General features: G+C 68.0%; 12 protein-coding genes and 5 pseudogenes. 7 read left to right on the top strand and 10 right to left on the bottom strand.

What is annotated here, in order from left to right:
* Window positions 1-32: 32 nt before the first annotated feature.
* Window positions 33-419: pseudogene (locus AS594_RS41650) on the top strand (helix-turn-helix domain-containing protein); the annotation flags it as partial.
* Window positions 420-496: 77 nt separating this feature from the next.
* On the opposite strand, the gene AS594_RS34525 reads toward AS594_RS41650, so the two are convergent.
* The 4 genes from AS594_RS34525 to AS594_RS34510 all read right to left on the bottom strand — a co-directional run bounded on the left by AS594_RS34525 (window position 497) and on the right by AS594_RS34510 (window position 4027).
* Entirely contained in the window at window positions 497-1900 is a 1404-nt protein-coding gene (locus AS594_RS34525; RefSeq protein WP_069774652.1) for an FAD-binding oxidoreductase, read from the bottom strand.
* Between the two features lie 286 nt (window positions 1901-2186).
* Window positions 2187-2777 carry a hypothetical protein gene (locus AS594_RS34520; RefSeq protein WP_069935731.1) on the bottom strand — a complete coding sequence of 197 codons (591 nt, stop codon included), beginning with the start codon at window positions 2775-2777 and terminating at the stop codon, window positions 2187-2189.
* A gap of 128 nt (window positions 2778-2905) precedes the next feature.
* A complete protein-coding gene (locus tag AS594_RS34515) occupies window positions 2906-3406 on the bottom strand; it encodes a hypothetical protein (RefSeq protein WP_069774655.1) in 501 nt (166 codons plus the stop codon).
* Window positions 3407-3733: 327 nt separating this feature from the next.
* Window positions 3734-4027: a WhiB family transcriptional regulator gene (locus AS594_RS34510; RefSeq protein WP_069774656.1), complete on the bottom strand. Its 294-nt coding sequence runs from the start codon at window positions 4025-4027 to the stop codon at window positions 3734-3736.
* A 253-nt stretch (window positions 4028-4280) separates the two neighbouring features.
* Here AS594_RS34510 and AS594_RS34505 point away from each other — a divergent pair, with 253 nt between their 5' ends.
* Entirely contained in the window at window positions 4281-4955 is a 675-nt protein-coding gene (locus AS594_RS34505; RefSeq protein WP_069774657.1) for a BlaI/MecI/CopY family transcriptional regulator, read from the top strand.
* Between the two features lie 3 nt (window positions 4956-4958).
* Here the strand turns inward: AS594_RS34505 and AS594_RS34500 are convergent, their stop codons facing one another.
* Window positions 4959-5468 carry a GNAT family N-acetyltransferase gene (locus tag AS594_RS34500; RefSeq protein WP_069774659.1) on the bottom strand — a complete coding sequence of 170 codons (510 nt, stop codon included), beginning with the start codon at window positions 5466-5468 and terminating at the stop codon, window positions 4959-4961.
* A gap of 1257 nt (window positions 5469-6725) precedes the next feature.
* Here AS594_RS34500 and AS594_RS34495 point away from each other — a divergent pair.
* Window positions 6726-8381, top strand: coding sequence for a tetratricopeptide repeat protein (locus AS594_RS34495; RefSeq protein ID WP_141743721.1), 1656 nt, complete (start codon window positions 6726-6728; stop codon window positions 8379-8381).
* Between the two features lie 361 nt (window positions 8382-8742).
* Window positions 8743-9118, top strand: a pseudogene (locus AS594_RS34490) (DUF6233 domain-containing protein); the annotation flags it as partial.
* 72 nt (window positions 9119-9190) lie between these two features.
* On the opposite strand, the gene AS594_RS44055 reads toward AS594_RS34490, so the two are convergent.
* Window positions 9191-9424 (bottom strand): hypothetical protein, encoded by a 234-nt coding sequence (locus AS594_RS44055; protein ID WP_141743722.1) that lies wholly within the window; start codon window positions 9422-9424, stop codon window positions 9191-9193.
* Window positions 9425-9939: 515 nt separating this feature from the next.
* On the opposite strand from AS594_RS44055, the pseudogene AS594_RS34485 reads away from it, so the two are divergent.
* From AS594_RS34485 to AS594_RS34475, 3 pseudogenes are all read left to right on the top strand, one after another.
* Window positions 9940-10442 (top strand): annotated as a pseudogene (locus AS594_RS34485) (cupin domain-containing protein).
* A gap of 134 nt (window positions 10443-10576) precedes the next feature.
* A pseudogene (locus AS594_RS41645) lies at window positions 10577-11037 on the top strand (MerR family transcriptional regulator); the annotation flags it as partial.
* 1 nt (window position 11038) lies between these two features.
* A pseudogene (locus tag AS594_RS34475) lies at window positions 11039-11317 on the top strand (GlsB/YeaQ/YmgE family stress response membrane protein).
* Window positions 11318-11591: 274 nt separating this feature from the next.
* Here AS594_RS34475 and AS594_RS34470 read toward each other — a convergent pair.
* From AS594_RS34470 to AS594_RS34455, 4 genes are all read right to left on the bottom strand, one after another.
* On the bottom strand, window positions 11592-12176 hold the full coding sequence (locus tag AS594_RS34470) for an RICIN domain-containing protein (protein WP_069931896.1): 585 nt from the start codon (window positions 12174-12176) through the stop codon (window positions 11592-11594).
* Window positions 12177-12371: 195 nt separating this feature from the next.
* The gene (locus AS594_RS45520) at window positions 12372-12623 is read right to left on the bottom strand and encodes an integrase core domain-containing protein (protein WP_218109139.1); all 252 of its coding nucleotides are present in this window, start codon (window positions 12621-12623) and stop codon (window positions 12372-12374) included.
* A gap of 86 nt (window positions 12624-12709) precedes the next feature.
* Window positions 12710-13099 (bottom strand): DDE-type integrase/transposase/recombinase, encoded by a 390-nt coding sequence (locus AS594_RS45515; RefSeq protein WP_256098580.1) that lies wholly within the window; start codon window positions 13097-13099, stop codon window positions 12710-12712.
* A gap of 209 nt (window positions 13100-13308) precedes the next feature.
* Window positions 13309-13563 (bottom strand): transposase, encoded by a 255-nt coding sequence (locus AS594_RS34455; RefSeq protein WP_240509166.1) that lies wholly within the window; start codon window positions 13561-13563, stop codon window positions 13309-13311.
* Window positions 13564-13643: the final 80 nt, after the last annotated feature.

Raw genomic sequence — 13643 nt, 5'->3', positions numbered from 1 at the left:
TACTAGTGCTGTGACCGCATAAGTTCGCCGGCTTGTGGTTGGCCCTGCTGAGGCGGCCAGCCGTTACAACGATCGTGCGGCGGGGAAGTACCAGTTCGGTGCGCTACCGGCGGGTGATGATGCTGCCGGCCCCGGCTGGCGGCAACCGGGTGCCGGTCATCGCCCGGCTGGTGGCGGCGGACGAGAACACCGTCCGGGACGCCATCCACCGGTTCAACGAGATCGGCCTGGCCTGCCTGGATCCTCGCTGCCCATCTGCGCCGCGTCCACGATCGGGTGATCCGGATCGCCCGCGAGGCCCTGCTCTGCCTGCTCGCCCGACGCGGGGTCACCTTCCAGCGCACAAGACCTGGAAGGAGTCCACCGACCCCGAACGCGACACCAATGGTGACGTAGGAGCAGACCTGCTGAACAGGTTCCACTCGGCAAGCAGTGAACGGACGAGGCCCCCCGGCGCCACCAAGAGGTCGCCGGGGGCCTCGCGCGTGACGGTGTGTCAGGCTGCGACGGGGGCGACGTTGGCGTTCCGGTGGAAGACGTTCTCCGGGTCGTACTTGGACTTGATCCGGGCCAGCCGCTGGTACTTCTCCGGCCCGTAGGACGCCCGGACGCGGTCCTTCTCGATCTCGGTCATGAAGTTGACGTAGCCACCGGGGCCGACTGCGTGCGGCAGCAGCTCGGTCCACAGCGCCCTGACCCAGGCGGTGTCGGCCACCAGCTCCTCCGGGTCGAAGGTGAGGGCGGTGAGGCCCATCATGTAGCCGGGTTCGCGCGGGCTTCCGTAGGCCGTGGCGTCCTCGTCGACCTCGGTGAAGGCGCCGTCCAGCCGGAAGGTCGGGCAGAAGGTCAGCGGCGAGGTCTTGCGCCGCAGGTACTCGTTCAGCAGCGCGATCACGTCGTCGCTCAACTCCGTGATGGGGATCCCCTTCTCGTAGTCGAGGATCCCGTACGGCGAGGCGTCGTCGAGCATGCTCTGCAGGTGGGTGTAGGGCAGCGGGGTCCGCATCTCGAAGAGCCTCGGCGGCCCACCGTCCAGCAGGGCGGCCGCGGCGGCATGCTCCTCCGCGCCGCCGAAGCCTCCGATGATCAGTGCGTGGCCGAGCTTGCCGCGGTGCTCGACCGGTACGAAGGGCTCTGGCGGGGCGTTCAGCCCGATGCCGACCAGCACACTGTGCCTCGGTGGCAGCGTCGGAACTACCTCGCGGATCAGCTCCATCGCCTCGCGGCCCACCGACATGTCCCAGAAGAAGACACCGACGTGCACCTCGGGCCCGACCGCGTGCAGCCCGAAGTCGAAGGCCGTGACCACCCCGAAGTTCCCACCGCCGCCGCGCAGCGCCCAGAACAGGTCCGGGTTCTCCTCCGCCGACGCGTGCACCAGGGTGCCGTTGGCCAGCACCACCTCAGCGCCCAGCAGATTGTCGACGGTCAGTCCGTGCTGGCGGGTGAGCCAGCCCATGCCACCGCCCAGGGTCAGGCCGCCGACGCCCGTGTGGCTGATGGTGCCGGCCGGCACGGCGAGGCCGTGTGCCTGGGTGGCGGCGTCGAGCTGGGCGAGGGTGGCTCCGCCGCCGCAGCGGGCGGTGCGGGCCTCGGGGTCGACCGTGACGGCGTGCATCGCGGTCAGGTCGACGACCAGCCCGTCGGGGCAGACGGCGGCACCCGCCGGGTTGTGCCCCCCACCGCGCACCGACACCTCGAGGTGCTCGTCACGGGCGAAGGACAGTGCGGCGGCGACATCCGCGGGTTCGACGCAGCGGACCAGCAGGGCGGGGCGGTGGTCGATGGCTCCGTTGGCCACGGAGCGGGCGGCGTCGTACTCAGGATGCTCCGGCCCGAGGACGTCTCCCCTGATCCGCTCCCTGAGCGAGCCGACGGCACGATCGGTGAGCCAGGTCATAACGGCCTCCGCGGAGCAGACGAGGCTTACTCCTGCCACGCTAGCCGCACTCCCATAGGATGACAATTCACGCAAACCAGGCAAATGTCGTGCACACGTCATCTTGCACGGCCGGACGAACGGGCCGGCGCGGCGTCCGCCCCGTCCCATTGGATCTTTGCCGGTACGGCGGCGGACCCGACGGCCGCCCACCCCCGTGCTGTGACCGCATTGGTTCACCGGGTTGAGGCTGCCCGATGGGTCAGCGGGGCCTCCCCCAAGGCCGGCTAGTTAACGTTTTCGCAGGTCACGCAAGTGGGCCTGGGGACCATGGTGTTGCGGCGTAGAGGCCGGGGCCGAGTTTGTGGATGAGGCCGCTGACGGCCCACCGGTTCACTCTGTACATGGTCTCCAGGGTGACGTCACCGAAGCGGTCGGCGATTTCACGGGGCTGCCACAGGCGCGTGGGTTCTTCCTGGAGCAGGGTCAGGATGCGGTGTCGGCGCCGTGCGGCGGGGGCGGCGTGCCGGTCGTCCCGGGAGGCTGTGGGTGGCGCGGGTGACTGGTCCACGGGTTCGAGGACGGTGACGTCGAGGCGGGTGACGGTTCGGCTGGTATCGGGCCGACCGTCGGCGTGGCGCTCGCTGTGGCGGGACATCGGCGACTTGACCTTGCGGGTGCTGAGCCGTTGCCGCCGGGGAGGGAGCAGGCCAGTGAGGATCTGGCGGCCGATCGTCCCGAGGAGAGCGCCCCGATCGGCGTCCGCGGTGACGGCGTACCGGACGCCGCGCGGGTCGGTGCCGTAGAAGCCGTAGGTGCTGCCGCTGTCATCGATGGCGAGGATCATCACGAGGTGCCGGAAGCGGTCCTCGATGACGGCCGGTGAGGCACCGGTCACTCCTGGCAGTCGCACCGGAGCCGTGCCGCGCGGGGCAGGCGGCCGCGAGGGCACCGGCATCGGATGAGTGCGGCCCGGCACGCGCGCGGAGACCCCGCGAAGGTGAACGCTTTTCCTGGTCCAGGACATCAGGCCCCACCTGCCCCGGTGTCCTCGCCGTGCACGACGTGCAGCCGCTCGGTGTGTGGCGCGACCGGACCGGACTGGACCGTGGTCCACCGGCGCTCGAGGTCCTCGCAGCTGACCGTCTCCGGCGGTGCCAGGGTGCTGTTGGACGCGACGCCCGGATAGTCCAGCAGTTCCCGGGCGCTGCTGGGCAGCTTGATCTCCGGCAGCTCGTCGTGGAACACAGGCTCGCTCACGGGCTCGGCCTGGTTGCGCACGACCTCGCGGAGGTACACGTGACCTTGCCGGACGGCGTCTGCCGCGACGGCCTCGACCCCAGCCCGGGCGGACGCAATCGTCCCGGTGTGCCGGGCGGCGGTGGACTGCTCCTGCGCCCGGGAATGCGGTGCCTGCGGCTGCTGGTGCGGCAAGGCGCGGCTTTCGGCACCCTTGCGCAGACGATCACACAGCGCTGCGGCGCGTGCTTCGGCGTCCTGGAGTGCGCGCTCGAGCCGTTGCTCCACCTCGGCTTTGATGTGGTCGTGCGGGTCGGCGGCGTGCGAACTCCTCCCGTGGGCGGGAACGCCCCCAGCTGCTCACCCCGTCAGCGAGACGTCTCAGACGCCTCGGGCGCACCTGTCCCGCACGCGCAGGGCGTACTGCGTCGCGTTGCCATCCAGCGCCGTCAGTTCGGACATCGTCCCAGCCCTCGGGGGCTTTGGCTCGTTGTGCGCTCGCCGTCCCAGACGGGTCCGGGCGGCACATGCAGCTCGAAGACAGCCCAGCGCGGCAGGGCCCGTGGCCGGTACGGGCCCGCGCCCTTGGACGGTGACGGAGCTCAGCGAAGGGCGTCAGCTTGCGTGCGGCTGCTCGTGTTCGCGGCGCGCTTCGTGGAGTACTTTCCGCCAGGAGACGACGTCGGGTTTGCGGCGCAGCAGCGTCCTGCGCTCGCGTTCTGTCATGCCGCCCCACACGCCGAACTCGACCTGGTTGTCGAGAGCTTCAGCGAGGCACTCGGTGCGGACCGGGCACCCGGCGCAGATGGTCTTGGCCCGTTTCTGCCCCGCGGTGTTCGCGAAGAGTTCGTCCGGATCGGTGCCCCGGCAGGCCGCTGCGTCACTCCAGTGGACCCTCATACTCGTCATGCCGTCCCCTCCCCCATCGAGGCTTGCCCCCGTCGTGAGCCTATGACGCTGCCAGGGAGCAGCCCCCCGGGCGCCCCCGGCAACAGGTACGTATGGCGGATTCTCGGCGTTCGCGCCTGCTCCGCCGGTGTGCGGCCAGCAACGCGAAGTCCGTGTACCCGCAGGAAGGGCATTGCGACCGGGCGGCAACAACAGCCACGCGCGGTGGGTAGCATCCGGCAGCATCCATCAGGTACGAAGAGAGTGAGTTGCTGTGGCCGAAGAGCCGGACAACACCCCCATCCAGAGCAAGTACGCGCAGCAGTACGGCGCCGATCTTGCGGCGAACCGCGAGGAGCAAGAGAGGCTGGCGGAACGTCTGAAGCAGCTGCAGGCCGACGAGGCATGGCTGTTGCAGCAGCTCGAGGCAAAGAAGGCCGGCGCACCGGCCAAGGCAGCGGCCTCCCAGACGGTGCCGCAGCAACGGCGGGAAGCTGCCAAGGCAACCCCTGTCCCTTCCAATGCCAAGAAGAAGACCACGCGCGCCAAGACCCCCGCCAAGAGGACGCATGCGCCGAAGGCGAAGGCTGGTGGTGACAAGGCGACCGTCAAGAAGACGACCGTCGAGAAGGCGACCCAGCACGTGGCCGAGACCGCCAAGCGTGCCGAGCCGCCGCTGCACGAGGTCGTTCTGAGCATCCTGCGCACCCAGCCCGGGCACCCGCACCTGGCCCGCGAGGTCCACACCGAACTCGCGGACAAGCACCGCCGGTCGGCCTCGATCCAGGTGGTGCGCAACAGCCTGGAAAGCCTCGTGAAGAAGGGGATGGTCGAGAAGGAGAACAAGCAGAACTCGGTGATGTACACGGCGCCCACGGGCCGCACAGTCGAATCGGTGCCCGAGGCAGCCGCCGAGAAGGCGAGCGAGAAGGTCACGGCGGACGCCTAGGACTTACCCCTGCGACGGCGCATCGTCGTGCAGGATGCGCTGGAAAAGGTAGTGGTCGCGCCAGGTGCCGTCGATGTGGAGGTAGCGGGGCGCGGTGCCGATGCGTTCGAAGCCGCTCTTGGCAAGGACGCGCTGGGAGGCGTGGTTGTCGAGGAGGGTCCCGGCCTCGATCCGGTGCAGGCCGAGCTGTTCGCGGGCGGCGCGGCAGACCTCGTCGACGAGGTTGGTTGCCAGGCCGCGGCCGGTGTAGGCGCCGTCGATCCAGTAGCCGAGGGAGGCGCTGCGGAGGGGCCCGAGGGCGATCCCGGAAAGGGTGGCGACGCCGACGATTGCCTCCCTGCCGAGCGCGAACCAGCGCTTGGCACCGTCGGCGAGCCGCTGCGCCTGCCCCTCGACCGTGTAGTAGCCCTGGGGGCGGTACGGCTCCCACGGCCGCATGCGGTCCCGGTTACGCATGACAGCGGCGGCAAGGGCGGGGGCGTCGTCGGGGGTGGCGGGACGGATGTCGATCATCCCCGTACCGTAACGAGCCGAGACAGGGACTACACCACGGCGGCTCAACTCCTGCCGGACCTCAGAGCGCGCCCGTTCGCACCTGCCCCGCGAGCCCGACCCGTCGGCCAAGCCGAAGGCGAGGTCGCCCGGCGCGGACAGGGCGGACGGCCGGTGACATCCTCATGTCCCGGGTCTGCGCCATCGTGGGTGGTCCCGTCGGAGGGGGTCGGTGGTGAGAATTGACGCGACGCGACGCGACGCGCGGTGCGGGGCGCGGCCGACAATCGTCCGATGACTGATCAGAAGCGTTGCCTCGCCCTTCGCGTTGCTGTTCCCGATCCCAGGGGCGCAAAGGTCGAGGTTCGAGCGCTGGTTGATGGGAGTGCCATCCTGGCTGACGCGTTCACGAAGGGGCTGGGCGAAGAACCTGAGTACCTCTTGGTGCCGGGCGGTCCTCTCACTACTACGTCAAAGCCGCATGAGGTTCGGCTGGCCGAGGCATCGTGCACCGACGGCTGCTTCGGCGTTCTGTATGTGAGCGTCCGGCGCGAGAGTGATCACGTGCTCTGGGACGGATGGACTCCTTCGCTGGGCGAGGAGTGGACAGGGCCAGACCCGGGGTGGCAACCGCCCGCCCGGTCAGCGAGAGGACAAGACCGGGCGGGCGCGGACGGGGAGCCGGATTCTCCGTGCCTCCTGCCGCACAGAGAAGGCCTCATCTCGGTCATGTAACCGGCCGTCCCCTCGACATGCCCGACACGGTGGCGAGAATGGAAGCAACGTCACGCAACGGGGGGGCAGCGTGTCACCGTATCTGCGGCAGAACGGCAGTCGTACTCATGGGTGGTTGAGGTACTTAACGGCCGTGGGAATCGGTGCCTCCGCCTTGGCGCTCGCCGCTATCTGGACATCTGGTCCGTTGGCCACCGGTATCGGTGCGGCTGTCACGACCGTGTACACCCTTGTTGCGGACCGTATGCGTCCGCAACACGTCGAGCCGAACGTGGCCGCACTCTTACGGACCGCGTCGGGAGGCATTCTCAGGGTTGACCAGCTGGACCGTCCTGAACTGGCTGGTGTGCATCCGGCAGACGGACACCACGATCAGCGGCCGGCGCCGCCGTACGTGGAACGCGATGCCGAGCCCTCCTTGCGGCAAGCACACTGGAACAGGGTGGCTTCGTACTCATCGTGGGTGAATCAACTGCCGGCAAAACCCGTTTGGCATACGAGGTAGCGCGGTCCTGCTTCCCTCGGCATGCTTTCGTGCGGCCCATGGCCAGAACAGCACTCGCCCCTGCCATTGAGGTTGCCCGGCGTCGCCGACGTGCTGTCCTGTGGCTGGACGATCTTGAGAACTATCTGGGCTCCGACGGGGTGACCACATCCATGCTGGCCGGTCTCCTTCAGGGTAAGCCCGGCCGTGTCGTGGTGCTGGCGACGATGCGGTCGGAGGAGTACCGCCGCTATGACGCTCGAGAGGAGAGCAGGCTGACAGGATCTGACCGGGACGCCTGGCGGATCCAACGCCAAGTACTGCACCTGGCGGTGAAGATCCGCCTGGAACGCCACTGGTCCATGACCGAACGGCAGCGCGCTGTGGCACACCAGGGGGATCCGCGAATCAGGCTGGCCTTGGAGAGCTGCGATCGGTTCGGACTTGCAGAAGTTGTCGCAGCCGGTCCAGAGCTGTTGGCTGCGTGGGAGAACGCCTGGGCGCCGGGGGCCAATCCGAGGGGCGCAGCCATCGTGGCGGCAGCCGTCGACTGTCGCCGGTCGGGACTACGACGGTCGGCCAGCAGGCAGTGGCTCCAGGACCTCCATCTGCCCTATCTCGCTGAGCGCGGCGGGCCGGACCTGCAGCCCGAACCTTTCGCTGAGGCGATGCAGTGGGCGTGCAAGGCCGCCTACGCCACGAGCGGGCTCCTGATCGGGAATTACAGCCAGGGCTACATAGCCTTCGACTATCTGCTGAACGCACCGGAACTGCCTCCGGTGCCGGATCATCTTTGGGAGACGCTGCTGTCCTGGGTGGAGCCCGCTGATGCCTACGACATGGGGCTTCTCGCCCACCAGGCAAGTCAACTGTCGAGGGCGACTGCGGCTCTCGAACGCGCCCGCGCAGGGGGCGCAGTTGGGGCGGACTTCTTGCTGGCGATAGCGGTCGGCGACCGCGGCTGGCCGCGCCAGGCGGTCGGGGAGCTGGAGGGCATCGTGCGGCGGAGACAGGCCGAACTCGGCCCGTGTCATCCCGATACGCTGGTTGCCCGCCATCAGTGGGCGTTCTTCACCGGAGAGGCCGATGATCCGCAGGCAGCCTCGACCGCATTCGGTGCCTTAGTGGTCGACGCCGCCGCGGCCTTGGGGCCCGAGCACACCGATACGCTGGCTGCTCGGCACCAGCAGGCCTACTTCACCGGGGAAGCGGGCGAGACCTGTACGGCCATCCGGCAGCTGCGTGACCTACTTGACGACCGGTTACGGCTGGAGGGGCCTGACCACCCCCAAGTTCTCTCTGTCCGGCGGAGCCTCATCTGGTTCTCCAGCCTGCATGGCGATCTGGCCGAGGCTGAACGGCAGCTCCAACATCTTCTGACGGACGCCCAGCGATCTCTGGGGCCAGACGACCCGCACATGCTTGCCATACGCAGCACCCACGCAGCCTTTGCTGCCCGGGCCGGCCGGACCAGTGAAGCAACTGCGGCGTTCGCGCAACTGGTGACCGACCGCAGCCGCGTCCTCGGTCACGAACACCCGCATGCCATTCACACCCGCCTGCAAAAGGCTCAAGCGCTGGTTGCCGCAGGTCACAGTGAGGAGGCGAGTGAAGAACTAACGCAGACCCTCAACGACGCACAGCACGTCCTCGAGCCCGGACACCGCCACACCGTCCTCGCGCGCAGCATGCTCGACAGACTGCAGCGTCCGTAAGATGCCCAGCGTGATCAGATCCCGAGCACCACCTGCGGTTATGCACATCCATCGCCCTCCTCATCGTCCGGCTCTGACCAACCCGCTCCACAGCGCGACCTACCACTTGGTCCAGGGCGTCGACGGCGAGCGTTCGGAGGTCTGCGAGGAACTCCGGAATCGGTTCCGATGGGCCGTAGTTCGAGCACGCCGGTTCGCTGTCAGGGTGCCGTGCGACAACCGCACCCGAAGTTCTTTTCTCGACACTCGGTTGCTTCTCAGCGGCTATGACTGGCCGATACCGACAGCCGTGCCCCGCAGGACCAACGGATGAGCAGACGTCGAATACCGCACCCTCCGAATACTGCGTCTCCACCAGTTGGAGGGCGGTGTGGAGGCGGCGGAGTACCGGGGGTGGGTCCGGGCTCCCGACCATGTGCGCCCGGTCGACGGCGTCGACTACGCCAGGTCGCCACCGAGCGGCTGGAGCCGTCGCCGCGGTCGGCGGTCCGCGAGGTGCTCGGGGAGCGCCGGCTTCGGGATGGGTGCTGGCGAAGGTGCGCGAGGGGCGGGGCCCGGCCCGGGGTGTGCTGCACGCGCCGGACTGCGAGGAGGCACCGCAGGGCGCGCCGATGCTCGATGTGGAGCACGCCTTGAACGTCGCGGAAAACCCGGGGACGCGGCTATGCACACTGTGCGGGTGTGCTCAGGAGCTGACGCCGATGCTGAGCGGCTTCGACCACATCACCGACTCCTGACCTGCCGTGGTCGGGCCTGTGGTCAGGCGCCGGACCAGGGCGCGGCCGCTACAGCGAGGGGCCGGGCGGCGGTCACGAGCCGCTCTCGATGGTGACGGGGACTTCCAGCGGCACGATCCACTCGCTGCCCTTCGACCTGGCGGTGATGCTCAGGCGTACCGGCTCGTTCGCGTAGTCGCGTCGCCAGTCGTCCGTGTTGCTCGCCGACCACAACGGCGGGGAGGTGGGAGTCAGGCCGTATCGCGTCCACTCGCCGACCGCCAGATGCTGGGGGGCGACCGTTCGGCCAGCGCTGGAGCGCCTCAAAGGAGAGGCGGTCCCCAGACAACAAGACGACTTCGCCGTCGAGGACCAGGCCGTACGGGAACTGGCGCGCGGCGGCGGCCAGGTCGGGGAAGTGGCGCCGGATCAGCGATCCGCACCGCGACTGCAGGAGCGTCGGCCCGCCCGGCCGGGCCGGGGTGAAGAGCAAGCACCGGTAGCCGTCGAACTTGGCGTCGGTGATCAGGTGGTGTTTGCTGCCGGTTCTGCCCCGGTCAACAGGGTTTCATCCCGTCTTGGTGCCCCTTGTAACGCCCGGATGTGGGAGCCGTCGACCGCCGCCAACGCGGCAACCGCTGACTGTCGGCCTTGAGTACGGGCGTTCGCGGTGCTGCGCCTGGAGGCCTCGGCCACGACTGGGGCTGGCGCCCGGACACAGAATTGACCCATGATCTGGACGTCAGAATGCACCATGAGGTGGGTCTCTTGCTGGCATAGATTGATCAGCACAAGGCCCCGGGAGACGCCCGAAGCCGCAGCTCAGCACAGGGAGTACGACTATGAACGCCGCCGACACCCCCGCACTGACACCGGTTCTGACTCGCGCCGCTACCGCCGAGACCACGAGTGACCCGAGCAGTGTGATGACGCTGCTGGCCGACTGCGGCACGGATGGCAGCTCGCTCACCAGCTACCGCTCGCAGTTCGCCAAGGGCGCTGTGGGTGCCCCGGCGCACTTTCACACCCGTGCCTCGGAGCTGTTCTTCGTCATCGGCGGCTCTCTTCAGGTGCTTGTCGACGACGAGGTGAAGATCCTGGATGAGGGCGACCTTCTGCTCGTACCGCCGCGCACTCCGCACGCTTTCGCGGCGGCGCCCGGCGCGAGGCCGACGTGTTGTTCGTCTTCACGCCCGGCATGCCACGCTTCGACTATCTCCGGCTGCTCGGCCGGGTGATGCGCGGTGAGGCGAGCCCGCAGGAGATAGCAGAGTCTTCCGAGCGCTTCGACAACCACTACGTGGACAGCCCGGTATGGCGCGCCGCTCTGGAAGCCGCACACTGAAGGAGGATGTCGCACGTGGTCACTCTGTCTGACGGGCCCCTCACTTGGCCGACGCTCGAGTCGCTGTCAGCCAGCCGGGCGGGAGGTGGCTTGTTGACCCTCACACCGTGTCAGGTGCTGAACTCGGAGACATCATGTTCACCATCGGAGACTTCGCCCGGCACGGCCGCGTATCGGTCCGGATGCTGCGTCACTACGACGCGACCGGCCTCTGCGCCCGGCCCACGTCGACCCTGCCACCGGCTACCGCCACTACACGGCCGCCCAGCTGGCCCGTCTCAACCGCGTCATCGCGCTCAAGGAGCTGGGGTTCACCCTCCAGCAGGTCCAGGACATCCTGGACGAAAAGGTCACCACCGAGGAACTGCGCGGCATGCTACAGCTGCGGAGGGCCGAGCTGGAGGCCACGATGACCGCGGCGGCGGCGCGGCTGGTGCAGGTCGAGGCAAGACTCCGGTCGATCGAGAGTGAGGGGCACATGCCCACGAACGACGTCGTCCTCAAGAGCGTCCCGTCGATCCGGGTGGCGGAGCTGACCGCGACTGCCGCGAGCTTCGAGCCGGAGGACATCAGCCCGGTCATCGGGCCGCTCTATCATGGGCATTCTGGCTTGGATCCTCATTGGTCTGCTCGCGGGCTCCGTCGCCAAGGCGCTGATGCCCGGCAAGGACCCGGGCGGCGTCATCATCACCATGCTCATCGGTATCGCGGGCGGCCTGCTCGGCGGCTTTCTCGGCAAGGTCATCTTCGGAGTCGACTCCATCGATGGCTTCTTCGACCTCTCCACCTGAATCGCTGCCATCATCGGCTCGGTCATCCTCCTCGCTGTCTACCGACTGGTCACCGGCAACAAGCGCCACCACAGCCACACCTGACACAATCTCACCCCGGACGGAAAACGGCTCCCCCTCTCCCGAGGGCGGAGCCGTTCCGCTGCTGTGCGGCAAACACCCTTACGGCCGAGCTTCGGCCCAAGCGACGTCTCCGCCCAGGCCTGGCGCGTTAGCGCCTGCTGCGAATGCTGACCCGGTGCGGCCGACGGCAGTGGCAGAGGTGCCGATCGCAATGACAGGGGCCAGGTAGGCACTGTTGCCGGTGATCGAAAGGACGATGACCGCGAGGACTGTGTCCTGCTCTGTCGCGGCGTTATCAGCTGTTGGCGACCGGCGAGTTGTTGGCTGCCAGCCGCCACAGGCGGTCCGAACTCGGCTGCGCGTAGTTGAGGTTCAGGCTGTCCCAGCTGCCGTCGTTGTAGCGGTTCAGGGACATCGCCAGATCCTTGTTAACCATGGGGCGGTAGATCCACCAGCCGGTGTGCGTGTCGCCGGCCATTTCGCGAATCAGGCTCCACTTCTGGAGCTGGGATCCATCGCACGTCTTGACGACGATGGTGGTCCCCCGTGCAGGCGTGGCGGAGCTGGGCTGGAGGCACTTGTTCGCGGCCTCGTTCTTGAACGTGGCTGTGTACGTGTTGGGTGCGTCTGCCCCCCAGGCCGAGAAGTCGGCCTCCCAGCTCTCGGTGCTGTAGTTCCAGGCGGGGTCGCGCAGCGTGATGGCGGGGGCGCCCTCCCCGGTGCTGTTGCTCAACAAGGCCAGGCGCCCTCCGCTCATCTTGTTGACGATGTCCCGGTCGGGATTGGGGGCTGCGGAGGCGGGGGCCACGCTGGCTGCGGTGAGGCCAGCCAGCGTCAACACGAACGTTGCGAAGGCCAGTGCAGGACGATGCAGAGACATGGATGTGTCCTTTCCTCGTATCTCGCCAGATCGCGAGAGTGCAGCCATCGAAGCAACCCGATCCACATCCATATGACACGTCTTAGTTGAAACACCCCCTTGAGGGGGAGCGCGAAGGATTCGCCCCCAGGCTGCGCGGGGCCGAGCGCCCCCGTGTTGTGGTGAGTGTAAATCCCTCGAACTGTGGAGTCCTTCCTATGCTGCCAGTCCCACGGTGAGGCCGGCTCGGTACTCGTTCTCGTAGTCGATCGGGCTCTTGAACCCGCACACGCTGTGTAGTCGGCGGGCGTTGTAGAAGTCGGTGATCCAGGTGGCGACTTTGTTCCGGGCCTCGGTGCGGGTGCGGAACGTGTGCCGGTGGACGTACTCGACTTTGAGGACGCTGTTGAACGCCTCGCTGACGGCGTTGTCGAAGCACGAGCCGACCCGGCCCATGGACCGCGTCACGCCCAGTCGGCGGCAGGCGCGGGCGAACTTCCGGGACGTGTACTCGCTCGCTGCCGCGATCGCTATGGAAGATCACGCCACGGACGTCACCGCCGGGTGGCCGCTGCCATGTGCAGCGCCGCCACGACCAGGTCCGCGTCGTGGTGGGAGCCCATCGCGTAGCCGAGCAGGCGCCGGGAGAACTGGTCGATGACCGTGGCGAGGTAGAGCTTGCCCTTCTCGGTGACGATTTCCGTCATATCGCCCGCCCAGACGAGATCGGGTTCCTCGGCGGTGAAGTCCCGCTTGACGAAGTCCGGTGCGGCCGGCCGCTTCCCCGGCCTGGTCAGCCCGCTTCGGCGTCTGACCACCCAGGCGACGAGGCCGAGTTCGGCCATCAGCTTCGCAACGGTGTGCACCGAGATGCGCCAGCCCTTTCGGACCAGCAGGACGGAAGTCTTCGGTGATCCGTAGGTCCCGCCGGACTCGGTGAAGATCTGTCGGCCAGATGCTGTCGCCGCTGTTCACGTCCGGTGGGCCGCCGGTCGCGCCACTTGTAGAACCACGACTCGCTCACGCTCAGGGCGCGGCACGAGACGGTGTGCGGGATGCCGTGCTCGGTCCTGTTGTCGCTGATCACCCCGGCCACAGCGGCCGGGTCCGCCACGGCTACTTCACCCACAGGACCATGCAGCGTTTGAGGACATCACGCTCCATCCCCCAGTCCCTTGTTCTCCTTCTTCAACGCCGCATTCTCCGACGTCAGCCGCACGATCAACGCGTCCCTGTCCTCGACGGTCGCCTTCCCGGCCCGCTTCGCCCGCGAGACCCAGCTCGCCAGCGTCGTCTCGTTGATCCCCAGGTCCTCCGCGACCTCGGGGACCGGCTTCCCGGGCTCCGTCACGATGCGTACCGCCCCCTCACGAAACTCCGCCGTGAACACTCGACGCTTCTCCGCCATGACAACCAGCATCCCCTGCTGTCACGGACTCCACGCTACGAGGGGAACCTCACCGGTCGCCTCCCCCGTGCTCATCGAGG

Origin of the sequence: Streptomyces agglomeratus (assembly GCF_001746415.1) — a bacterium.
In the GTDB taxonomy this organism is placed as follows: Bacteria; Actinomycetota; Actinomycetes; order Streptomycetales; family Streptomycetaceae; genus Streptomyces; species Streptomyces agglomeratus.
Note: the sequence above shows the minus strand (reverse complement) of the source record. Positions and strands in the feature narration are given on the sequence as shown.

Excerpts from the sequence above, each read along its gene's own strand:
- AS594_RS34470 (WP_069931896.1), bottom strand. The coding sequence starts at position 12,176 with ATGTCTCTGCATCGTCCTGCACTGGCCTTCGCAACGTTCGTGTTGACG.
- AS594_RS34455 (WP_240509166.1), bottom strand. The coding sequence starts at position 13,563 with ATGGCGGAGAAGCGTCGAGTGTTCACGGCGGAGTTTCGTGAGGGGGCG.
- AS594_RS34525 (WP_069774652.1), bottom strand. The coding sequence starts at position 1,900 with ATGACCTGGCTCACCGATCGTGCCGTCGGCTCGCTCAGGGAGCGGATC.
- AS594_RS34500 (WP_069774659.1), bottom strand. The coding sequence starts at position 5,468 with ATGATCGACATCCGTCCCGCCACCCCCGACGACGCCCCCGCCCTTGCC.
- AS594_RS34510 (WP_069774656.1), bottom strand. The coding sequence starts at position 4,027 with ATGACGAGTATGAGGGTCCACTGGAGTGACGCAGCGGCCTGCCGGGGC.
- AS594_RS34495 (WP_141743721.1), top strand. The coding sequence starts at position 6,726 with ATGGCCAGAACAGCACTCGCCCCTGCCATTGAGGTTGCCCGGCGTCGC.